The organism is Pseudomonas sp. KH_017 (assembly GCF_057840285.1).
Genome location: NZ_CM174509.1, coordinates 1186229 through 1207430, shown reverse-complemented (window position 1 = coordinate 1207430; position 21202 = coordinate 1186229). Strand labels below are relative to the sequence as shown.

Genomic DNA, 21202 nt, shown 5'->3' with positions numbered 1-21202 from the left:
GGCCGAAAACGCCATCGCGAGCAGGCTCACTCCCACATTGAATCTCTGGCGTACGCAGAATCTGTGATCACTGAAGACCTGATGTGGGAGCGAGCCTGCTCGCGAATGCAGTCTGAAGGTTTACAGGGAAGCCTGGCGAACCTGCTTCTCCAGCTCGGCTTTCAACCCCGGCTCCAGCTTGAGCTGGCGCGCCAGTTCGTCGAGGTAGGCCTTCTCCATGAAGTTCTCCTCGTCCACCATCATCACGCTGGCGATGTACATCTCGGCGGCGATTTCCGGGGAGCGAGCGGCGCGGGCGACATCGCTCGGGTCCAGCGGCTTGTTGAGCTCGGCGTGCAGCCAGTGTTGCAGTTCCTGGTCGCAGTCGAGCCGGGTGAATTCGCCTTCGATCAAGGCACGCTCGCGCTCATCGACATGACCATCAGCCTTGGCCGCGGCCACCAGCGCCTTGAGAATCGCCTGACTGTGCAGCTCGACTTGCGCGGCCGGCACGCGGTCCAGGGTTTGCGGCTCCGTACCGGCTGCACCGCCCTGCTGCGCCTGCCAGTTACCATAGGCTTTATAGGCCAGCACGCCCAACGCGGCGAGACCGCCGTAGACCGCGACCTTGCCCCCGACTTTACGGGCCTTTTTGCTGCCGAGCAGCAAGCCCATGGCGCCTGCCGCCAATGCCCCGCCACTCGCGCCGGAGAGCAAGCTGCCGAGGGCACCGTTGCCACCGCTCGCGCCCTTTTGCTGCGGGCTGCCGGCCTTGTTCTGCAACAGGTCCTGGCCGGACTTGAGTAGTTGATCGAGCAATCCACGGGTGTTCATTTACCGCCTCCACAAGACGTTTAACCTGAAACCAAGACCACCAGCCTAAAACGAAAGTGCCCACGCCCCGTGGGCGAGAGTGCTTCCAGATGTTGCATTGCCTCAATGCGCCCATTGCCGCTCGCTCCGGCCTATCAGAAAAAACGATATACACTCCTGCCAATCGATAAAAACAGCCCACCGGGTACTTTCCCATGATGACCTTGCGTCAGATCCGTCACTTCATCGCCGTGGCCGAGACCGGCTCGATCTCGGCCGCCGCGCAAACCGCGTTCATTTCCCAATCGACCCTGACCCTGGCGATCCAGCAACTGGAAGAGGAAATCGGCGTCAGCCTGTTCAGCCGCCACGCCAAGGGCATGACCCTGACCCACCAGGGGCATCAATTCCTGCGTCAGGCGCACTTGATCCTGGCCACGGTGGATAACGCCAAGCGCAGCCTGCAACAGAGCACCGACCAGGTCGCCGGGCAACTGATCGTCGGCGTGACCAGCCTGGTGGCGGGTTACTACCTGGCGGATCTGCTCACCCGTTTCCAACGCGCCTACCCCAACGTGGAAATCCGCGTGATGGAAGATGAGCGCCCGTACATCGAGCATTTGCTGGTCAGCGGCGAGATCGATGTCGGCGTGTTGATCCTCTCCAACCTCGAGGACCGCCACGCCCTGCAGACCGAAGTGCTGACCCACTCGCCTCACCGGCTATGGCTGCCGGCCCAGCACCCGTTGCTGGAACACGACAGCATCAACCTCGCCGACGTGGCCGGCGAGCCATTGATTCAACTGAACGTCGATGAAATGGACCGCAACGCCCAACGCATGTGGTCGGCAGCCTCCTTGCAGCCGCGCATCACCCTGCGCACGGCCTCGACCGAAGCGGTGCGAAGCCTGGTGGCCGCCGGTTTGGGCGTGTCGATCCAGCCCGACATGACGTATCGCCCGTGGTCACTGGAGGGCGACATCATCGAAGCGCGGCCGATCGCCGACCTCAGCCAGACCCTCGATGTCGGCCTGGCCTGGCGTCGCGGCACCGCTCGGCCGGCGCTGGTGGACCCGTTTCTCACGGTCGCCCGCGAACAACCCCACGGCGGGCGCAAGCCATCTATTTAATCGAACGCCACCTTCAGTATTTAGTATTTGTTGTCCTCGGGTCCGCGAACTAGTCTTGTTGCATCCAATAAAGACGGCCGGGCCCCAGTTACAGGGAGCACTGCCATGTCTACACAACAAGCCACACAAAAAACGAGAACCCGAAAAATGGCTGGCGCGCAGACCCCGTTGTTCACCGCATTGTTGATCGATGGTGAATTAGTTGCCGGTCAAGGCTGCGTCGAGCCGATTCTCAACCCCGCCACAGGGGAAGTCCTGACCCGGATCGCCGAAGCCAGCACCGAGCAAGTCGAAGCCGCGATCCTCGCCGCCCACCGCGCCTTTGCCGGTTGGTCACGGACCACACCACAACAGCGTTCGAACCTGTTGCTGGAGATCGCCAACGCCATCGAAAAAAACGCCGACCTGCTGGCCCGCCTCGAATCCATGAACTGCGGCAAGCCGTTGCACCTGGCCCGTCAGGATGACCTGAATGCCACGGTCGACGTGTTCCGCTTCTTCGCCGGTGCCGTGCGTTGCCAGACCGGCCAGCTCAGCGGCGAATACCTGCCGGGCTACACCAGCATGGTCCGGCGCGATCCTATCGGGGTCGTGGCGTCGATTGCGCCGTGGAACTACCCGATCATGATGGCCGCGTGGAAAATCGCCCCGGCCCTGGCCGCCGGCAACACCCTGGTGTTCAAGCCTTCGGAACACACGCCGCTGTCGATCCTGGCCCTGGCCCCGGCGCTGGCCGAAATCCTGCCACGGGGTGTGATCAACATCGTTTGCGGTGGCGGCGAAGGCGTCGGCAGCCATTTGGTCAGCCATCCAAAAGTGCGCATGGTGTCACTGACCGGCGATATCGTCACCGGCCAGAAGATTCTCCAGGCCGCATCGAAAACGCTCAAACGTACCCACCTCGAACTCGGCGGCAAGGCCCCGGTGATCGTCTGCAACGATGCCGACATTCAGGCCGTGGTCGAAGGCGTGCGCACTTACGGCTATTACAACGCCGGCCAGGATTGCACCGCCGCTTGCCGCATTTATGCCCAGGCCGGGATTCATGACCGTCTGGTGGCCGAGCTCGGCGCAGCCGTCAGCAGCCTGCGTTTCGCCGGTAAGCGCGACGCCGACAACGAAATCGGCCCGCTGATCAGCACCCGCCAGCGCGACCGCGTGGCCAGTTTTGTCGAGCGAGCCCTCGGCCAGCCGCACATCGAGCGGGTGACCGGCGCAGCGGTGCATTCCGGCGCCGGCCTCTATTACCAGCCGACCCTGCTCGCCGGTTGCAAGCAAAGTGACGAGATCGTCCAGCGCGAAGTGTTCGGGCCGGTGGTCACCGTGACCCGCTTCGATGAACTCGAACAAGCGGTGGACTGGGCCAACGATTCGGAATACGGCCTGGCCTCGTCGGTCTGGACCCAGAACCTCGACAAGGCCATGCAGGTCGCGGCGCGCTTGCAGTACGGCTGCACCTGGATCAACAGCCACTTCATGCTGGTCAGCGAAATGCCCCATGGCGGCCTGAAACGTTCGGGCTACGGCAAAGACCTGTCCAGCGATTCGCTTCAGGACTACAGCGTGGTGCGGCACATCATGGCCCGACATGGCGAGCATCTCTGACTACGCTAATAACAAGCCGCCAACGGCATGCTTCACCACGTTCACAACTGCCCCGACCATAATTTAAAGAAGAGGGAATTCCCATGTTCGTGCACAAGACCGCACTGCTCAGTGCAATCACCACCGCGCTGCTGGCCAGTGCCAGTGTCCAGGCCGCCGAGCCGCTCAAAGCTGTCGGGGCGGGTGAAGGCCAACTGGATATTGTGGCCTGGCCCGGCTACATCGAACGTGGCGAGAGCGACAAAGCCTACGACTGGGTGACCGGTTTCGAGAAGGAAACCGGCTGCAAGGTCAACGTCAAGACCGCCGCCACCTCCGATGAAATGGTCAGCCTGATGGCCAAGGGCGGTTACGACCTGGTCACGGCGTCTGGCGACGCCTCCCTGCGCCTGATCGTCGGCAAGCGTGTGCAGCCGATCAACACCGCGTTGATCCCGAACTGGAAGAACCTCGACCCACGCCTGAAAGATGCGCCGTGGTACGTGGTCAACAAGCAGACCTACGGCGCCCCTTATCAGTGGGGCCCGAACGTGTTGATGTACAACACCAACGTATTCAAGACCGCGCCCACCAGCTGGGGCGTGCTGTTCAATGCGGAAAACCTGCCGGACGGCAAGCCGAACAAGGGCCGCGTGCAGGCCTATGACGGCCCGATCTACATCGCCGATGCGGCGCTGTACCTGAAGACCGCCAAGCCGGAACTGGGCATCCAGAACCCCTACGAACTGAGCGAAGCCCAGTACAAGGCCGTGCTCGATCTGCTGCGCGCCCAGCAGCCGTTGATCCACCGCTACTGGCACGACACCACCGTGCAAATGAGTGACTTCAAGAACGAAGGCGTGGTCGCCTCAGGTGCCTGGCCGTATCAGGTCAACGGCCTGATGAACGAGAAGCAGCCAATCGCCTCGACCATCCCGAAAGAAGGGGCCACCGGTTGGGCCGACACCACCATGTTGCATGCCGAGGCCAAGCACCCGAACTGCGCCTACAAGTGGATGGACTGGTCGCTGCAACCGAAAGTCCAGGGTGACGTAGCGGCCTGGTTTGGCTCGTTGCCAGCGGTGCCGGCAGCGTGCAAAGAGAGTGAACTGCTCGGCGCCGAAGGCTGCAAGACCAACGGTTTCGACCAGTTCGACAAGATTGCCTTCTGGAAAACCCCGCAGGCTGAAGGCGGCAAGTTCGTGCCGTACAGCCGCTGGACCCAGGACTACATCGCGATCATGGGCGGTAGATAACCCGCCCTACCCTGTGGGAGCGAGCTTGCTCGCGATGAGGGCATTACAGTCAACATCTCTATCGACTGACAAGCCGCCATCGCGAGCAAGCTCGCTCCCACAGAAGTGCAGAAACCCGATGTTCGTTTTTCAGAAGTCCAGGCAGGGCCGCTGCGACGGCCTTCGCCTTTTTGGAGCACCGCACCATGACGCTTGCAGTCCAGTTCACCAACGTCTCCCGTCAATTCGGCGAAGTGAAAGCCGTAGACCGGGTTTCCATCGACATCCAGGACGGCGAGTTCTTCTCCATGCTGGGGCCGTCCGGCTCGGGCAAGACCACCTGTTTGCGCCTGATCGCCGGCTTTGAACAACCGAGCGCGGGTTCCATCCGCATTCATGGCGAAGAGGCCGCCGGCCTGCCGCCGTACCAGCGCGACGTGAACACCGTGTTCCAGGATTACGCGCTGTTCCCGCACATGAACGTTCGCGACAACGTCGCCTATGGTTTGAAAGTCAAAGGCGTCGCCAAGGATGAACGCCTCAAGCGCGCCGCAGAAGCCCTCGACATGGTCGCCCTCGGCGGCTACGGCGAGCGTAAACCGGTTCAGCTCTCCGGTGGTCAGCGCCAGCGTGTGGCCTTGGCCCGCGCCTTGGTCAATCGTCCGCGGGTGCTGCTGCTCGACGAACCTCTCGGCGCCCTCGACCTGAAGTTGCGCGAGCAAATGCAGGGCGAGTTGAAGAAGCTGCAACGCCAGCTCGGCATCACCTTCATCTTCGTCACCCACGACCAGACCGAAGCGCTGTCGATGTCCGACCGCGTGGCCGTGTTCAACAAGGGCCGCATCGAACAAGTCGATAGCCCGCGTAACCTGTACATGAAACCGGCCACCACCTTCGTGGCGGAATTCGTCGGCACCTCCAACGTGATTCGCGGCGAGCTGGCCAAGCAGCTCAGTGGCAATCCGCAGCCGTTCTCGATTCGCCCGGAACATGTGCGTTTCGCCGAAGGACCGCTGGCCAGCCACGAGATCGAGGTCAGCGGTTTGCTCCACGACATTCAGTACCAGGGCAGCGCCACCCGTTATGAGTTGAAACTGGAAAACGGCCAGACCCTGAACATCAGCCAGGCCAACAATCAGTGGATCGACAGCAGCGCGCAACACCAGACCGGGCAGCGCCTCAACGCACGCTGGGCGCGGGAAGCGATGGTCCAGTTGCACGACACCCTTGCAGGCGGGGTGTGAGATGAGCACCTTGGCTATTACTCAAACCTCGTCAGGCGGCTCGCCGTTGCGCAGGTTTTCCAACCTGTTGTATCGCCGGCCGAACCTGTACCTGTCGATGCTGCTGGTGCCGCCGTTGCTGTGGTTCGGCGCGATCTACCTCGGCTCGTTGCTGACGTTGCTGTGGCAAGGTTTCTACACCTTCGACGACTTCACCATGGCGGTCACTCCCGACCTGACCCTGGCGAACTTCACCGCGCTGTTCCAGCCGTCGAACTTCGACATCATCCTGCGCACCCTGGGCATGGCGGTTGTGGTGTCCATCGCCAGTGCCATTGTCGCGTTCCCGATTGCCTACTACATGGCGCGCTACACCACCGGCAAGACCAAGGCGTTTTTCTACATCGCGGTGATGATGCCGATGTGGGCCAGTTACATCGTCAAGGCCTACGCCTGGACACTGCTGCTGGCCAAGGGCGGCGTGGCGCAGTGGTTCGTGCAGCACCTGGGGCTGGAGCCGGTCCTGCAGTTCGTGCTGGGCATTCCGGGGGTTGGCGGCAGTACCTTGTCGACCTCGCACCTGGGGCGCTTCATGGTGTTCGTCTACATCTGGCTGCCGTTCATGATCCTGCCGATCCAGGCCTCGCTGGAACGCCTGCCGCCCTCGCTGCTGCAAGCCTCCGCCGACCTCGGCGCCAAGCCGCGCCAGACCTTCATGCAAGTGACTCTGCCGCTGTCGATCCCGGGCATTGCCGCCGGTTCCATATTCACCTTCTCGCTGACCCTGGGCGACTTCATCGTGCCGCAACTGGTCGGCCCGCCCGGCTACTTCGTCGGCAGCATGGTGTACGCCCAGCAAGGCGCGATCGGCAACATGCCGATGGCTGCCGCCTTCACCCTGGTGCCGATCGTGCTGATCGCCATCTACCTGTCCATCGTCAAACGAATGGGGGCCTTCGATGCACTCTGAGAAAGCATCTCTCGGGCTACGCATAGCAGCCTGGGGCGGGCTGGTGTTCCTGCACTTCCCGATCCTGATCATCTTCCTGTACGCCTTCAACACCGAAGACGCGGCGTTCAGTTTTCCGCCCAAGGGCTTCACTCTGAATTGGCTCAGCGTGGCGTTCTCGCGGCCGGACGTGCTCGAAGCGATCAAGCTGTCGTTGCAGATCGCCTCGATTGCCACCCTGATCGCCATGGTCCTTGGCACATTGGCTTCGGCCGCGCTGTACCGCCGCGACTTCTTCGGCAAACAAGGCATCTCGCTGATGCTGATCCTGCCGATTGCCCTGCCGGGGATCATCACCGGGATCGCGCTGCTGGCAACCTTCAAGACATTGGGAATCGAGCCGGGGATGTTCACCATCATCGTCGGCCACGCGACCTTCTGCGTGGTGATCGTCTACAACAACGTCATCGCTCGCTTGCGCCGCACCGCCCACAGTTTGATCGAAGCCTCGATGGACCTCGGCGCCGACGGCTGGCAGACCTTCCGCTACATCATCCTGCCGAACCTCGGCTCGGCGTTGCTGGCCGGCGGCATGCTGGCGTTTGCCCTGTCGTTCGACGAAATCATCGTCACCACCTTCACCGCCGGCCATGAACGCACCCTGCCGCTGTGGCTGCTCAACCAGCTCAGCCGCCCACGGGATGTGCCGGTGACCAACGTCGTGGCGATGCTGGTGATGCTGGTGACCATGCTGCCGATCCTCGGCGCCTATTACCTGACCCGGGGTGGTGAGAGCGTTGCGGGGAGTGGCGGTAAGTAACTGACAACGATTACTCCCGGTAGGAGCCGAATTCAATGTGGGAGCGGGCTTGCTCGCGAAGAGGCCATCACATTCAACAGTGATGGTGCCTGACACACCGCTTTCGCGAGCAAGCCCGCTCCCACAGTTAGAGCCGGTTTCCACAGAGAAAAAACAACAGTTCCGAAGAGGACAAAGCCATGCAAACCAAACTCTTGATCAACGGCCAACTGCTCAGCGGCGAAGGTCCCGCCCAACCCGTATTCAACCCAGCCTTGGGTAGTGTGCTGGTGGAAATCAACGAAGCCAGCGAAGCCCAGGTCGATGCCGCCGTGCGTGCCGCCGACGCCGCGTTCGACAGCTGGTCGCATACCCCGCCGAAAGCGCGCTCGCTGCTGCTGCTCAAACTCGCCGATGCCATCGAAGCCCACGGCGAAGAGCTGGCCAAACTGGAATCAGACAACTGCGGCAAGCCCTACAGCGCCGCGCTGAACGACGAGATCCCGGCGATTGCCGACGTGTTCCGCTTCTTCGCCGGCGCCAGCCGCTGCATGAGCGGTTCGGCCGGTGGCGAGTACCTGCCCGGCCACACCTCGATGATCCGCCGCGACCCGGTCGGCGTGATCGCCTCCATCGCGCCGTGGAACTACCCGCTGATGATGGTCGCCTGGAAAATCGCCCCAGCCCTGGCCGCCGGTAATACCGTGGTGCTCAAGCCGTCGGAACAAACCCCGCTGACCGCCCTGCGCCTGGCCGAACTGGCGTCGGACATTTTCCCGGCCGGCGTGCTCAACCTGGTGTTCGGCCGTGGTCCTACCGTCGGTAGCCCATTGGTCACCCACCCGAAAGTGCGCATGGTGTCGCTGACCGGTTCGATTGCCACCGGCTCGAACATCATTTCCAGCACCGCCGACAGCGTCAAACGCATGCACATGGAACTGGGCGGCAAGGCCCCGGTGATCATCTTCGACGACGCCGACATCGACGCCGCCGTCGAAGGCATCCGCACCTTCGGTTTCTACAACGCCGGGCAAGACTGCACCGCCGCCTGCCGCATCTATGCCCAGGCAGGCATCTACGACAAGTTCGTGGAGAAACTCGGCGCCGCCGTCAGCAGCATCAAGTACGGCTTGCAGGACGATCCGTCGACCGAACTCGGCCCGCTGATCACCGCGCAACACCGCGACCGCGTTGCCGGTTTCGTCGAGCGCGCCATCGCCCAGCCGCACATTCGTTTGATCACTGGCGGCAAGGCTGTCGAGGGCAACGGCTACTTCTTCGAACCGACGGTACTGGCCGATGCGCAGCAGGACGACGAGATCGTGCGTCGCGAAGTGTTCGGGCCAGTGGTGTCGGTGACCAGATTCAGTGATGAAGCACAGGTGCTGGGTTGGGCCAACGATTCGGAGTACGGCCTGGCCTCTTCCGTGTGGACCGCCGACGTCGGCCGCGCCCATCGCCTGTCGGCCCGTTTGCAGTACGGCTGCACCTGGGTGAATACGCACTTCATGCTGGTCAGCGAAATGCCCCACGGCGGTCAGAAATTGTCCGGCTATGGCAAGGACATGTCCATGTACGGGCTCGAGGACTACACCGTTGTGCGGCATGTGATGTTCAAGCACTAAGAAACGCATCGCCTGTAGGAGCGAGCTTGCTCCGGGCGGCGTTCCGACGATGGACGTCAACGATGACGCGGGGATCCTGACGCCCCGCGGTGTCCTCAGGTTTTTCGCGAGCAAGCTCGCTCCTACAGCGAACGGGTCACCTCGGTTTCAAGGCAGAAACCGGCAGTACGCACCACCAGGCTCCACCCCAAAGAAGACAAAACAATAACCACCGATCCGGGCGGCGCCCCCAAGGCCCCGTCACGGTTTCGGACATCCGAAATCTGCCGATTTTCCGGAGCAATCACACATGAGTGCATCACCCGATCTCTCTGTAGCCCTTGCCGACAGCGATGCCGAGCAACTACGCAAGCTGGGTTACACCTCCAACTTCAATCGCAGCATGAGCCTGTGGGAAAACTTCGCCCTGGGCTTCACTTACCTGTCCCCGGTCGTCGGGGTGTATACCCTGTTCGGCCTGTGCCTGGCCGCCGGCGGGCCACCGATGTTCTGGGCTTACTTGCTGGTTGGTTGCGGCCAGTTGCTGGTGTGCCTGATCTTCGGTGAAGTGGTTTCGCAGTTCCCGATTTCCGGCGGTGTGTACCCGTGGGCTCGCCGCTTGGTGGGCAAGCGCTGGGCGTGGATGGTCGGCTGGATCTACTCCATTGCCCTGTGCGTAACCATCGCCGCCGTTGCGGTCGGTGCCGGTCCGTACCTCGCCGCCATGATGGGCTTTGAACCGAGCAACAACACCAACATCATCATCGCCCTGTTCCTGACGCTGTTCGCCACCCTGGTCAACCTCAGCGGCACCAAAGTGCTGGCGCGCATTGCCATGTTCGGCTTCCTCTGCGAACTGGTGGGCGCAGTGATCGTCGGCGTTTACCTGCTGATCTTCGAGCGTCATCAGCCCATCAGCGTGTTGTTCAACACCTTTGATATCAGCGTCGACGGCTCGTACCTGCCGGCGTTCCTCACCGCGTCGCTGGCGGGGATGTTCCTGTACTACGGCTTCGAGGCTTGCGGCGACGTGGCCGAAGAAACCCCGAACCCGAGCAAGAAAATCCCGGTGGCCATGCGCATGACCATCTACATCGGCGGCATCGCGGCGATGTTCGCCTGCCTGGCGCTGATCCTGGCTGTGCCGGACATGCAAGCGGTGATCAACGGCACCGACAAGGATCCGGTCACCACCATCCTCAACAACGCCTTCGGCCCGGTCGGTTCGAAAGTGGTGATGGGTGTGGTGATGATTTCCTTCATCTCCTGCGTGATCAGCCTGCAAGCGGCGGCCAGTCGTCTGCTGTATTCCTACGCCCGTGACGAAATGGTCATCGGCAGCCGACTGCTGAAGAAGATTTCCCCTACGACTCAGGTTCCTGTCGCGGCTCTGTTCGTCTCTGGTGTCCTGCCGGCACTGATCATCATCCTCGGCTTCTTCCTGCAAGACGCTGTCGCCACCATCGTCAGCTTCGCGGCCATCGGCATCTACCTGGCGTTCCAGATGATCGTACTCGCGGCCCTGTACGCCCGCCTGAAGGGCTGGAAACCCAGCGGCAAATTCACCCTCGGCGCCTGGGGCTGGGCGGTGAACATCGGCGCGCTGGTCTATGGTGTCGGCGCCATCATCAACATGGCCTGGCCACGCACCCCGGATGCCGCGTGGTACATCAACTACGCGATGGTGCTGAGCACGGCCATCGTGATTGGTCTGGGTTTGCTCTACATGTGGATCGCCAAGCCATATGACCATGGCACCGCCCCGGCGGGCGATGCCTGGAAAGTCAGCCGGTAACGGCATTCGCCCCGGCGCCGTCGTGGTACCGGGGCGATCTGAAAAAACCACCAAGGATTGAATATGGATATCCCCCCCCCCGACGGGCGTTGAGTCGGTTAACCCCATCTCGTTGCGTTAGCATCTGGCAACACATCCCTCTCTCTCGTTCGTGTTCGCCGCACTAGAGTTTCGTGCAGCCCATGCACGCCTGCGGTTGACGAAAACTCTGGCTCGGCCTAGGGTGTTTACGTCGTTTACAGCGTATACACCTTAGGAGAGCCATCATGGCCTCACCCGTTTTGTCTTTTCGCGTCGAAGAACAATTGGCACATCAGCTGGATTTATTGGCTGCGGCGACCGACAGAGATCGTCAGTACCATCTCAAGCGTGCATTGGTTCGATATGTGGAAGCCGAGTCCTGGCATCTGCAAGCCATCAGTGACGGCATCGCCGATGCCGACGCGGGGAAACTCACCGATCTGGATGCCGTGAAGGCTAAGTGGGCAAAACGTGCCGAGCGTAGTACTGACTGAAAAAGCCGATAGCGATTTTGATGCCATTCACGAGCACTACCGAAAGGTAGTTGGCGCAAAAGCCGCTCTCGAAATCATTTCCACGATGTTGCAATCCTTTGAACTGTTGGAACAGTTTCCCGGCTCGGGCAGGCCTTCTGGCATGCCCGATGTCCGAGAGTTGGTACTTGGCCGTTTTCCCTTTATCGCCCCTTACCGATTTTCCCAAGGCCAGGTACAAGTTCTGCGCGTGCTGCATCAGCGATCCGAGCGTTCCCAGGATTGGTAGATGAGGGCATCCAGCCAGGACGGGATGCCCCATTGCTTCAAAACCTCGAAACACTCCTCATCGCATCCACCAGATACCTCATCGCGATCCTGTCGCTCTCCGACAGCTCCCGATAGCGTTCCACCAGTTTCATTTCCTCGCTATTGAGCCGGCGTGTTCGTCGCCCCAGGGCCAGACACGGAAAGATTCCCAACATTTCGGTGATGCCTTGTACTTTCGACATGGACGATGTCCTTCTAAACGTCAAAGAAAACTGCAAAAAACCGCATCGCCCTCCCCCTTTTCAGCAGCCGCATCGTGCCGACTGAATCGCACCGGTCTTTCGGGCATAAACCGGTCATGTGCACAGAATAGAAATATTCCGGGCGCTGAAAAGCAGTTTTTAGAGTAATTAGTCGAAAAAAGCAGAAATGCCCTGTAAATCAGAAACCCCTGTCGGAATTGTTTCCCGACATGTCTTGTTTCATTGCCGAGCCGGCGCAGTGCCATCAATCAATTTTGCTCTGCAATCGAACGGTTTAAGCTATCGGGCATCTGTTTAAAAGTCCGTTGCGTTTGGCCGAAGGCATGTCCGAACCGATATTTCTGATCCAGCACGTGCCAGGAACGGCGCGGGATTGCTCACGACAGGTTGTATTTATGCACCGCAGGAACTTGCTCAAAGCCTCCATGGCCATCGCGGCCTACACCGGCTTGTCCGCCACGGGCCTGTTGGCCGCCCAGGCCTGGGCCGCCAGTGGCGGCACCGCTGATGGCGAGGCCACCGCGTTCGATTTCGAGGCGCTGAAGCTCCAGGCCAAACAGCTCGCCAGCAATCGCTACCAGGACACCAAGCAACAGTTGCCGCCGACCCTGGCGACCATGACGCCGCAGAACTTCAATGCGATTCGCTACGACGGCAATCATTCGTTGTGGAAAGAGCTCAAGGGCCAGTTGGACGTGCAGTTCTTCCACGTCGGCATGGGGTTCAAGCAGCCGGTGCGCATGTACAGCGTCGATCCGACAACCCGGATGGCCCGCGAGGTGCATTTCCGCCCGTCGCTGTTCAACTATGAAAACACCACGGTCGACACCGCACAGCTCAAGGGCGACCTGGGTTTCTCCGGCTTCAAGCTGTTCAAGGCCCCGGAACTGGACAAGCACGATGTCGTGTCCTTCCTCGGCGCCAGTTACTTCCGTGCGGTGGACGCCACCGGCCAGTACGGCTTGTCGGCCCGCGGACTGGCGATCGACACCTACGCCAAGAAGCGTGAAGAATTCCCTGACTTCACCAAGTTCTGGTTCGAGACACCGAACAAGGACAGCACCCGCTTCGTGGTCTACGCCCTGCTCGACTCGCCGAGCGCCACCGGTGCCTACCGTTTCGATATCGATTGCCAGGCCGAGCGCGTGGTGATGGAGGTCGATGCCCACGTCAATGCACGTACCGCCATCGACCAGTTGGGCATCGCGCCGATGACCAGCATGTTCAGTTGCGGCACCCACGAACGCCGGATGTGCGACACCATTCACCCGCAAATCCACGACTCCGACCGCCTGGCCATGTGGCGCGGCAACGGCGAGTGGATCTGCCGTCCGCTGAACAACCCGGCGACGCTGCAATTCAATGCCTTTGCCGATACCGACCCGAAGGGCTTCGGCCTGGTGCAGACCGACCACGAGTTCGCCAGCTATCAGGACACGGTCGACTGGTACAGCCGCCGCCCGAGCCTGTGGGTCGAACCGACCACCGCGTGGGGCGAAGGCTCGGTCGATCTGCTGGAGATTCCGACCACCGGCGAAACCATGGACAACATCGTCGCCTTCTGGACGCCGAAGAAACCGGTGGCTGCGGGGGATTCGCTGAACTACGGCTACAAACTGTACTGGAGCGCATTGCCGCCAGTCGGAACGCCGTTGGCACGGGTCAACGCGACTCGTTCGGGCATGGGCGGCTTCACCGAAGGCTGGGCGCCAGGCGAACACTACCCGCCAGTGTGGGCGCGGCGCTTTGCCGTGGACTTCACCGGTGGCGGCCTGGACCGCTTGCCCGAAGGTACGGGCATCGAGCCGGTCGTTTCTTGCTCGAACGGCGAGGTCAAGGATTTCAGCATCCTGAAGCTCGATGACATCAAGGGCTACCGCATCCTGTTTGACTGGTACCCGACCAATGACAGCGTCGAGCCTGTGGAGCTGCGCCTGTTCATTCGCACCAACGACCGCACCCTGAGTGAAACCTGGTTGTACCAGTACTTCCCGCCGGCTCCCGACAAGCGCAAGTACACCTGATGATCGGGTAGCACCCTGCCACCATTCGGTTTTCCGAACGCGACCTGTGGGTCGGTTCGGTTAACCGGATCATCTCAGTGAAATCTCAACGCAAAAAATATTTAATTCCCTTATAAATCAATATTTTGATCAATTAGCACTGGTCTGGCACGAGTCATGCTCTACACTTCTTCGACGAATGTCCTTTGCGCCGACTCTCAATAGCGCTCAGGTGTTTTGCAGCACAAAAGGGCCGATGAACTGGCTCCATAAAAAAAACAATGTCGAGGAAAATTTGATGCGCATCGTTCCCCATATCCTGGGCGCAGCCATTGCTGCCGCTCTGATCAGCACGCCAGTTTTCGCCGCCGAACTCACCGGCACCCTGAAGAAGATCAAAGAGTCCGGCACCATCACCCTGGGCCATCGCGACGCTTCCATTCCGTTTTCCTATATCGCGGATGCTTCCGGCAAACCGGTCGGCTACTCCCACGACATCCAGTTGAAAGTCGTCGAAGCGCTGAAAAAAGACCTCGACATGCCGAACCTCCAGGTCAAGTACAACCTGGTGACTTCGCAAACCCGTATCCCGCTGGTGCAGAACGGCACCGTGGACCTCGAGTGCGGCTCCACCACCAACAACGTCGAGCGTCAGCAGCAAGTTGACTTCTCCGTTGGCATCTTCGAAATCGGTACTCGCCTGCTGTCCAAGGCAGACTCCAAATACAAGGATTTCCCTGACCTGGCCGGCAAGAACGTCGTGACCACCGCCGGCACCACGTCCGAGCGCATCCTCAAGGCGATGAACGCCGACAAGCAGATGGGCATGAACGTCATCTCCGCCAAAGACCACGGCGAGTCGTTCCAGATGCTGGAAACCGGCCGCGCTGTGGCCTTCATGATGGACGACGCCCTGCTGGCCGGTGAAGCCGCCAAGGCCAAGAAGGCAAGCGACTGGGCCGTGACCGGCACTCCACAGTCCTACGAAATCTACGGCTGCATGGTGCGCAAAGGCGACGAGCCGTTCAAAAAGGCTGTGGATGACGCCATCAAGGCCACCTACGCATCGGGCGAGATCAACAAGATCTACGAAAAATGGTTCATGCAGCCAATCCCGCCAAAAGGCCTGAACCTGAACTTCCCGATGAGCGAAGAACTCAAGGTCCTGATCGCCAAACCGACTGATAAAGCGGCTGACGACAAGAAGTCCTGATTTCTGACTAACCTTATCTCCTGAGAGGGCTCTGGCCCTTTCAGGAGGTGGTCACTTCCTGCTGGCATTTTTTGGAAACACTCGAACCGGTGGCTGTCGAGCCGAGCGCGTGTGCCTGTCCCTCAAGGACAGGCGGGAACGGAGCTTCCCCCAAGCGGGCACTTGTACATCGATTGAACTGAGGGGAGACCCTAATGAATTACAACTGGGACTGGGGCGTGTTCTTCAAGTCCACCGGCGTGGGCAGCGAGACCTATTTCGACTGGTACGTGTCCGGTCTGGCCTGGACCATCGGCATCGCCATCGCGGCCTGGATCATCGCCCTGACTCTGGGCTCGATCCTGGGCGTCATGCGTACCGTGCCGAACCGCATCGTATCGGGCATCGCCACCTGCTACGTCGAACTCTTCCGTAACGTGCCGCTGCTGGTTCAGCTGTTCATCTGGTACTTCCTGGTACCCGACCTGCTGCCGGCGGACCTGCAAGAGTGGTACAAGCAGGATCTGAACCCGACCACCTCGGCCTTCCTCAGCGTCGTCGTGTGCCTGGGCCTGTTCACCACCGCCCGGGTTTGCGAACAGGTGCGCACCGGTATCCAGGCCCTGCCAAAAGGCCAGGAATCCGCGGCCCGCGCCATGGGTTTCAAGCTGCCGCAGATCTACTGGAACGTGCTGCTGCCCCAGGCCTACCGGATCATCATTCCGCCGCTCACCTCGGAATTCCTGAACGTCTTCAAGAACACCTCCGTGGCCTCGCTGATCGGCTTGATGGAATTGCTCGCGCAGACCAAGCAGACCGCCGAGTTCTCCGCCAACCTGTTCGAAGCCTTTACCCTGGCAACGCTGATCTACTTCACCCTGAACATGAGCCTGATGTTGCTGATGCGCCTGGTCGAGAAGAAAGTCGCCGTACCGGGCCTGATCTCCGTAGGGGGTAAATGATGGAATTCGACTTCTCGGGCATCATCCCGTCCCTGCCGGGACTGTGGAACGGCATGGTCATGACCCTCAAGCTGATGGCCATGGGCGTGGTCGGCGGGATCATCCTCGGCACCCTCCTGGCGTTGATGCGTCTGTCCCACAGCAAGCTGCTGTCGAACATCGCCGGCGCGTACGTTAACTATTTCCGCTCGATCCCCTTGCTGCTGGTGATCACCTGGTTCTACCTGGCGGTGCCGTTCGTGCTGCGCTGGATCACCGGCGAAGACACGCCGATCGGTGCGTTCGCCTCGTGCATCGTGGCCTTCATGATGTTCGAAGCGGCGTACTTCTGCGAAATCGTCCGCGCCGGTGTGCAGTCGATTCCCAAGGGCCAGATGGGCGCTGCCCAGGCACTGGGCATGTCTTACGGGCAGATGATGCGCCTGATCATCCTGCCGCAGGCGTTCCGCAAGATGACCCCGCTGTTGCTGCAACAGAGCATCATCCTGTTTCAGGACACCTCGCTGGTCTACGCCGTCGGCCTGGTGGACTTCCTCAATGCTTCGCGCGCCAGTGGCGACATCATTGGCCGCTCCAATGAGTTCCTGATTTTCGCGGGTCTCGTGTACTTCATCATCAGCTTTGCCGCCTCGCAGCTGGTCAAGCGTCTGCAAAAAAGGTTCGCCGTATGATCTCTATCAAAAGCATCAACAAGTGGTATGGGGACTTCCAGGTACTGACTGATTGCAGCACCGAGGTCAAAAAAGGCGAAGTGATCGTGGTGTGCGGGCCGTCCGGTTCCGGCAAGTCGACCCTGATCAAGTGCGTCAACGCCCTGGAACCGTTCCAGAAAGGCGACATCGTGGTCGACGGCACCTCCATCGCCGACCCGAAGACCAACCTGCCGAAACTGCGTTCGCGCGTGGGCATGGTGTTCCAGCACTTCGAGCTGTTCCCGCACCTGACCATCACCGAAAACCTGACCATCGCGCAGATCAAGGTGCTGGGCCGCAGCAAGGAAGAAGCCACCAAGAAAGGCCTGCAACTACTCGAACGCGTCGGTCTCTCGGCCCATGCCCACAAGCATCCAGGCCAACTGTCCGGTGGTCAGCAACAGCGTGTGGCGATTGCCCGTGCGCTGGCGATGGACCCGATCGTCATGCTGTTCGACGAACCGACCTCGGCGCTGGACCCGGAAATGGTCAACGAAGTGCTCGACGTGATGGTGCAACTGGCCCACGAAGGCATGACCATGATGTGCGTGACCCACGAAATGGGCTTCGCCCGTAAAGTGGCGGACCGGGTGATTTTCATGGACCAGGGCAAGATCATCGAAGACTGCAAGAAAGAAGAGTTCTTCGGCGACATCAACGCCCGAGCCGAACGTACGCAGCACTTCCTCAACAAGATTCTGCAGCACTAAGCAAACACCGTTCCCCAAATGTGGGAGCGGGCTTGCTCGCGAAGACGGCGGCACATCCAACATAGATGTGACTGACACACCGCTTTCGCGAGCAAGCCCGCTCCCACACTGGTTCAGTGATGATCTTGAGATTTGTGTTGTGGTTGACCCAAGGCATCTGTGATGAAATGCGACCCCACTCTTTATCGCGCAGCAATGCCATCACTCGCCGTGAAACCCCGTCTGGTTCGTCATTTGTTCCTGCCGCCGCTGATCATCGCCATGATGATCGGCCTGGGCTATGTCGGCTTCTGGATCAGTGAGCACTACGGCATCCGCAGTCTCAGCGAAAACGGCCAGCGTCAGCTGGAACTGCACGCCCGCGCCGTCGAAAGCGAAATCAGCAAATACACCTACCTGCCCAGCCTGCTGGAACTCGAAACCAGCGTTCCGCAGTTGCTGGCCGACCCGACCCCGGAACACCGGCAGACGGTCAACGATTACCTCGAAGGCCTGAACCGGCGCAGCCGCAGTCGGGCCATCTACGTGATGGACACCACCGGCCGCGTCATGGCCACCAGCAACTGGCGCGATGTCGACAGTTACCTGGGTGAAGACCTGTCCTTCCGCGCCTATTTCCAGAACGCCGTACGCGGTCAGCCGGGGCGTTTCTACGGCATCGGCAGCACCAACGGCGAACCCGGTTACTACCTGGCCCATGGCCTGGAAGAACACGGCAAGATCATCGGCGTCGCGGTGGTCAAGGTACGCCTGGAAGCCATGGAAGAACGCTGGCAACGGGCGCGCCTGGAAGCCTTCGTCAGCGATGAAAACGGCATCATCATTCTGTCCAGCGATCCGGCGCGACGCTTGAAATCGGTGGTGCCGCTGAGCGAAGAAACCAAGGAAAAACTCGCCCGCAGCCTGCAGTACTACTGGTTCCCGCTCAACGAATTGCAGCCGCTGGCCCGGGAAACCCTGTCCGAAGGCGTGGAAAAACTCACATTCCCGGCCAACAGCGAGCTGGTGTCCGACGACGAAAACATCAGCTACCTGGCGCAAACCCGGCCGCTCGGCGATACGCCGTGGAATTTCACCCTGCTCACGCCACTCCAGGACTTGCGCCGCGAAGCGATCAACCAGGGGATCCTGGTGGCCGTGGCGTTTGCCCTCCTGGCATTCCTGTTGATCGCCTGGAACGAGCGGCGCAAGGTGATCGCCACTCGCCTCGCGGCCCGGGAAGCCTTGCAGGAAGCCAACAATCAGCTGGAGCGTCGGATTACCGAACGCACCACCGACCTGCGCGCCAGCAACGAACGGCTCAAGGGCCAGATCCGCGAGCGCCGGCAGGCCGAAGAGACCTTGCGCCGCGCCCAGGATGAATTGGTACAGGCCGGAAAACTCGCGGCCATCGGCCAGATGTCCACCAGCATCGCCCACGAACTGAACCAGCCGCTGGCGGCGTTGCGCACCTTGTCCGGCAATACCGTGCGCTTCCTCGAACGTGGCCAGCTCGACGTGGCCAGCACCAACCTCAAGACCATCAACGAACTGATCGACCGCATGGGCCGGATCACCGCCAGCCTGCGCTCGTTCGCCCGGCGCGGGGACGACAAGGGCCAGGCCTGCCTCGGCAAAGCGGTGGACGCGGCCCTGCAATTGCTCGGAGGCCGGGTGGAAAACATTCACCTGCAACTGCACCGCGATTTCACCGATGTGCAGGTGCAGATCGACCAGACCCGCCTGGAGCAGATTCTGGTCAACCTGATCGGCAACGCCCTCGACGCCATGCAAGCGCAGCCGCAACCCGAGTTGTGGCTCGAAGGCGAAGCGTTCGATGGCAAATACCGCCTGCGGGTGCGTGACAACGGCCACGGCATCGACGCCGAAGCGCGCAAGCACCTGTTCGAACCGTTCTTCACCACCAAACCCGGCGAACAGGGCCTGGGCCTGGGCCTGACCCTTTCCGCCAGCCTCGCCGCCGCCACCGGCGGTCACCTGGGTGTCGAGCACCCGGCCAGCGGTGGTACCGCATTCGTCCTCAGTTTACCGTTGGTAAGCCCCACTCCCGCCGAGCCAATATGAACAACGACCTTAGTGTATTGATCGTCGAAGACGACCCCCATGTGCTGCTCGGCTGCCAACAGGCGCTGACCCTGGAAGACATTCCCTGCATTGGCGTGGGCAGCGCCGAAGAAGCCCTGGAGCGGGTCGGCGACAACTTCGCCGGCATTGTCGTCAGCGACATTCGCCTGCCGGGCATCGATGGCCTGGAATTGCTGACACGACTCAAGGAGCGTGATCGCAGCTTGCCGGTGGTGTTGATTACCGGCCATGGCGACATTTCGATGGCCGTCGGCGCGATGCAGAAAGGCGCCTACGACTTCATGGAGAAACCCTTCTCCCCCGAACGCCTGGTGGACGTCGCCCGCCGCGCCCTGGAGCAACGCAGCCTGGCGCGGGAGGTGTCGTCGTTGCGTCGGCAACTGGCCGAGCGCGATTCCCTCGAAGGGCGGATCATCGGTCGCTCGCCGGCCATGCAGAACCTGCGGGAACTGATCGCCAACGTTGCCGATACCTCGGCCAACGTGCTGATCGAAGGTGAGACCGGCACCGGCAAAGAATTGGTTGCGCGCTGCCTGCATGATTTCAGTCGACGGCACACCAAGCAATTCGTCGCGCTGAACTGCGGCGGCCTGCCGGAAAACCTGTTCGAAAGTGAAATATTCGGCCACGAAGCCAACGCCTTTACCGGTGCGGGAAAACGGCGGATCGGCAAGATCGAACACGCCGACGGCGGCACATTGTTCCTCGACGAAGTGGAAAGCATGCCCCTGCCCCTGCAGATCAAATTGCTGCGGGTGTTGCAGGAACGCACCCTCGAACGCCTCGGTTCGAACCAGAGCGTAGCGGTGGATTGCCGCGTCATCGCGGCGACCAAATCCGACCTCGTCGAGTCGAGCAAGGCCGGCGAGTTCCGCAGCGACCTGTATTACCGCCTCAACGTGGTGACCCTGGAACTGCCGCCGCTGCGCGAGCGCCGCGAGGACATCCTGCAACTGTTCGAACACTTTTTGCAGCTGTCATCCCTGCGCTTCGACCGCACGGTGCCGGAGCTGGACAACCAGACCGTTTCGAACCTGATGAGCCACGACTGGCCGGGTAACGTGCGTGAACTGCGCAACGTTGCCGAGCGCTTTGCCCTGGGCCTGCCGGCGTTCAAGAAAACCGGTGCCGGCGGCGGCAATCAGGGCCTGGCCTTTGCCGAAGCAGTGGAAGCGTTCGAGCGCAACCTGCTCAGCGACGCCTTGCAACGCAGCGGCGGCAACCTGACCCAGGCCAGCCAGGAACTGGGCATGGCCAAGACCACGCTGTTCGACAAAGTGAAAAAGTACGGCCTGAGCCATTAATGCGTGGACCTGATCGGTGGTGGTGGTGTGATTGATGGCGGCCACTGCCTTGGTGACTGCCTGGTTACACTTTCACGGTTAAATGCATTCTCCTGTGGGAGCGGGCTTGCTCGCGA

19 protein-coding genes are annotated in these 21202 nt (G+C 61.0%); 17 read left to right on the top strand and 2 right to left on the bottom strand.

Annotated elements, in window-relative coordinates; all coding sequences use genetic code 11:
- Window positions 1-120 precede the first annotated feature (120 nt).
- Entirely contained in the window at window positions 121-813 is a 693-nt protein-coding gene (locus tag AC3IT6_RS05380) for a tellurite resistance TerB family protein (RefSeq protein ID WP_489354539.1), read from the bottom strand.
- A gap of 194 nt (window positions 814-1007) precedes the next feature.
- On the opposite strand from AC3IT6_RS05380, the gene AC3IT6_RS05375 reads away from it, so the two are divergent.
- The 10 genes from AC3IT6_RS05375 (at window position 1008) to AC3IT6_RS05330 (ending at window position 11894) form a co-directional block, all read left to right on the top strand.
- Window positions 1008-1922, top strand: coding sequence for a LysR family transcriptional regulator (locus AC3IT6_RS05375; RefSeq protein ID WP_489354538.1), 915 nt, complete (start codon window positions 1008-1010; stop codon window positions 1920-1922).
- Between the two features lie 105 nt (window positions 1923-2027).
- Window positions 2028-3527: a gamma-aminobutyraldehyde dehydrogenase gene (locus AC3IT6_RS05370; protein ID WP_489354537.1), complete on the top strand. Its 1500-nt coding sequence runs from the start codon at window positions 2028-2030 to the stop codon at window positions 3525-3527.
- Between the two features lie 83 nt (window positions 3528-3610).
- Entirely contained in the window at window positions 3611-4762 is a 1152-nt protein-coding gene (ydcS, locus tag AC3IT6_RS05365) for a putative ABC transporter substrate-binding protein YdcS (RefSeq protein WP_489354536.1), read from the top strand.
- Between the two features lie 185 nt (window positions 4763-4947).
- Window positions 4948-5985: an ABC transporter ATP-binding protein gene (locus AC3IT6_RS05360; RefSeq protein WP_489354535.1), complete on the top strand. Its 1038-nt coding sequence runs from the start codon at window positions 4948-4950 to the stop codon at window positions 5983-5985.
- A gap of 1 nt (window position 5986) precedes the next feature.
- On the top strand, window positions 5987-6934 hold the full coding sequence (locus AC3IT6_RS05355; protein ID WP_489354534.1) for an ABC transporter permease: 948 nt from the start codon (window positions 5987-5989) through the stop codon (window positions 6932-6934).
- Window positions 6924-7733 carry an ABC transporter permease gene (locus AC3IT6_RS05350; RefSeq protein WP_489354533.1) on the top strand — a complete coding sequence of 270 codons (810 nt, stop codon included), beginning with the start codon at window positions 6924-6926 and terminating at the stop codon, window positions 7731-7733. The genes AC3IT6_RS05355 and AC3IT6_RS05350 overlap by 11 nt, the downstream gene beginning before the upstream one ends.
- Window positions 7734-7912: 179 nt before the next feature.
- The gene (locus AC3IT6_RS05345; protein WP_489354532.1) at window positions 7913-9337 is read left to right on the top strand and encodes a gamma-aminobutyraldehyde dehydrogenase; all 1425 of its coding nucleotides are present in this window, start codon (window positions 7913-7915) and stop codon (window positions 9335-9337) included.
- Window positions 9338-9626: 289 nt separating this feature from the next.
- Window positions 9627-11111 (top strand): APC family permease, encoded by a 1485-nt coding sequence (locus AC3IT6_RS05340; protein ID WP_489354531.1) that lies wholly within the window; start codon window positions 9627-9629, stop codon window positions 11109-11111.
- A 266-nt stretch (window positions 11112-11377) separates the two neighbouring features.
- Window positions 11378-11626 (top strand): CopG family ribbon-helix-helix protein, encoded by a 249-nt coding sequence (locus AC3IT6_RS05335; protein ID WP_489354530.1) that lies wholly within the window; start codon window positions 11378-11380, stop codon window positions 11624-11626.
- Window positions 11604-11894, top strand: coding sequence for a type II toxin-antitoxin system RelE/ParE family toxin (locus AC3IT6_RS05330; RefSeq protein WP_489354529.1), 291 nt, complete (start codon window positions 11604-11606; stop codon window positions 11892-11894). Before AC3IT6_RS05335 ends, AC3IT6_RS05330 begins: the two co-directional genes overlap by 23 nt.
- Before the next feature lie 37 nt (window positions 11895-11931).
- Here AC3IT6_RS05330 and AC3IT6_RS05325 read toward each other — a convergent pair whose 3' ends face one another.
- Window positions 11932-12117 (bottom strand): hypothetical protein, encoded by a 186-nt coding sequence (locus AC3IT6_RS05325; protein WP_489354528.1) that lies wholly within the window; start codon window positions 12115-12117, stop codon window positions 11932-11934.
- Window positions 12118-12533: 416 nt separating this feature from the next.
- Here AC3IT6_RS05325 and AC3IT6_RS05320 point away from each other — a divergent pair, with 416 nt between their 5' ends.
- The 7 genes from AC3IT6_RS05320 to aauR all read left to right on the top strand — a co-directional run bounded on the left by AC3IT6_RS05320 (window position 12534) and on the right by aauR (window position 21086).
- Entirely contained in the window at window positions 12534-14162 is a 1629-nt protein-coding gene (locus AC3IT6_RS05320) for a glucan biosynthesis protein D (protein ID WP_489354527.1), read from the top strand.
- 277 nt (window positions 14163-14439) lie between these two features.
- The gene (locus AC3IT6_RS05315; protein WP_489354526.1) at window positions 14440-15354 is read left to right on the top strand and encodes a glutamate/aspartate ABC transporter substrate-binding protein; all 915 of its coding nucleotides are present in this window, start codon (window positions 14440-14442) and stop codon (window positions 15352-15354) included.
- A 194-nt stretch (window positions 15355-15548) separates the two neighbouring features.
- Window positions 15549-16295 carry an amino acid ABC transporter permease gene (locus tag AC3IT6_RS05310; RefSeq protein WP_111281261.1) on the top strand — a complete coding sequence of 249 codons (747 nt, stop codon included), beginning with the start codon at window positions 15549-15551 and terminating at the stop codon, window positions 16293-16295.
- Window positions 16295-16966 (top strand): amino acid ABC transporter permease, encoded by a 672-nt coding sequence (locus AC3IT6_RS05305; RefSeq protein WP_489354525.1) that lies wholly within the window; start codon window positions 16295-16297, stop codon window positions 16964-16966. The genes AC3IT6_RS05310 and AC3IT6_RS05305 overlap by 1 nt, the downstream gene beginning before the upstream one ends.
- Window positions 16963-17697, top strand: a complete 735-nt coding sequence (locus AC3IT6_RS05300; protein WP_057716227.1) for an amino acid ABC transporter ATP-binding protein — start codon at window positions 16963-16965, stop codon at window positions 17695-17697. Before AC3IT6_RS05305 ends, AC3IT6_RS05300 begins: the two co-directional genes overlap by 4 nt.
- Window positions 17698-17859: 162 nt before the next feature.
- Window positions 17860-19761, top strand: coding sequence for a two-component sensor histidine kinase AauS (gene aauS / locus AC3IT6_RS05295; RefSeq protein ID WP_489354524.1), 1902 nt, complete (start codon window positions 17860-17862; stop codon window positions 19759-19761).
- A 44-nt stretch (window positions 19762-19805) separates the two neighbouring features.
- Entirely contained in the window at window positions 19806-21086 is a 1281-nt protein-coding gene (aauR, locus tag AC3IT6_RS05290) for a two-component response regulator AauR (RefSeq protein ID WP_353743022.1), read from the top strand.
- Window positions 21087-21202 lie beyond the last annotated feature (116 nt).

What these genes read in the sequence shown, in the direction of transcription:
- AC3IT6_RS05380 (WP_489354539.1), bottom strand. Translation starts at nt 813, where the DNA reads ATGAACACCCGTGGATTGCTCGATCAACTACTCAAGTCCGGCCAGGAC.
- AC3IT6_RS05375 (WP_489354538.1), top strand. Translation starts at nt 1,008, where the DNA reads ATGATGACCTTGCGTCAGATCCGTCACTTCATCGCCGTGGCCGAGACC.
- AC3IT6_RS05370 (WP_489354537.1), top strand. Translation starts at nt 2,028, where the DNA reads ATGTCTACACAACAAGCCACACAAAAAACGAGAACCCGAAAAATGGCT.
- ydcS (WP_489354536.1), top strand. Translation starts at nt 3,611, where the DNA reads ATGTTCGTGCACAAGACCGCACTGCTCAGTGCAATCACCACCGCGCTG.
- AC3IT6_RS05360 (WP_489354535.1), top strand. Translation starts at nt 4,948, where the DNA reads ATGACGCTTGCAGTCCAGTTCACCAACGTCTCCCGTCAATTCGGCGAA.
- AC3IT6_RS05355 (WP_489354534.1), top strand. Translation starts at nt 5,987, where the DNA reads ATGAGCACCTTGGCTATTACTCAAACCTCGTCAGGCGGCTCGCCGTTG.
- AC3IT6_RS05350 (WP_489354533.1), top strand. Translation starts at nt 6,924, where the DNA reads ATGCACTCTGAGAAAGCATCTCTCGGGCTACGCATAGCAGCCTGGGGC.
- AC3IT6_RS05345 (WP_489354532.1), top strand. Translation starts at nt 7,913, where the DNA reads ATGCAAACCAAACTCTTGATCAACGGCCAACTGCTCAGCGGCGAAGGT.
- AC3IT6_RS05340 (WP_489354531.1), top strand. Translation starts at nt 9,627, where the DNA reads ATGAGTGCATCACCCGATCTCTCTGTAGCCCTTGCCGACAGCGATGCC.
- AC3IT6_RS05335 (WP_489354530.1), top strand. Translation starts at nt 11,378, where the DNA reads ATGGCCTCACCCGTTTTGTCTTTTCGCGTCGAAGAACAATTGGCACAT.
- AC3IT6_RS05325 (WP_489354528.1), bottom strand. Translation starts at nt 12,117, where the DNA reads ATGTCGAAAGTACAAGGCATCACCGAAATGTTGGGAATCTTTCCGTGT.
- AC3IT6_RS05320 (WP_489354527.1), top strand. Translation starts at nt 12,534, where the DNA reads ATGCACCGCAGGAACTTGCTCAAAGCCTCCATGGCCATCGCGGCCTAC.
- AC3IT6_RS05315 (WP_489354526.1), top strand. Translation starts at nt 14,440, where the DNA reads ATGCGCATCGTTCCCCATATCCTGGGCGCAGCCATTGCTGCCGCTCTG.
- AC3IT6_RS05310 (WP_111281261.1), top strand. Translation starts at nt 15,549, where the DNA reads ATGAATTACAACTGGGACTGGGGCGTGTTCTTCAAGTCCACCGGCGTG.
- AC3IT6_RS05305 (WP_489354525.1), top strand. Translation starts at nt 16,295, where the DNA reads ATGGAATTCGACTTCTCGGGCATCATCCCGTCCCTGCCGGGACTGTGG.
- AC3IT6_RS05300 (WP_057716227.1), top strand. Translation starts at nt 16,963, where the DNA reads ATGATCTCTATCAAAAGCATCAACAAGTGGTATGGGGACTTCCAGGTA.
- aauS (WP_489354524.1), top strand. Translation starts at nt 17,860, where the DNA reads ATGAAATGCGACCCCACTCTTTATCGCGCAGCAATGCCATCACTCGCC.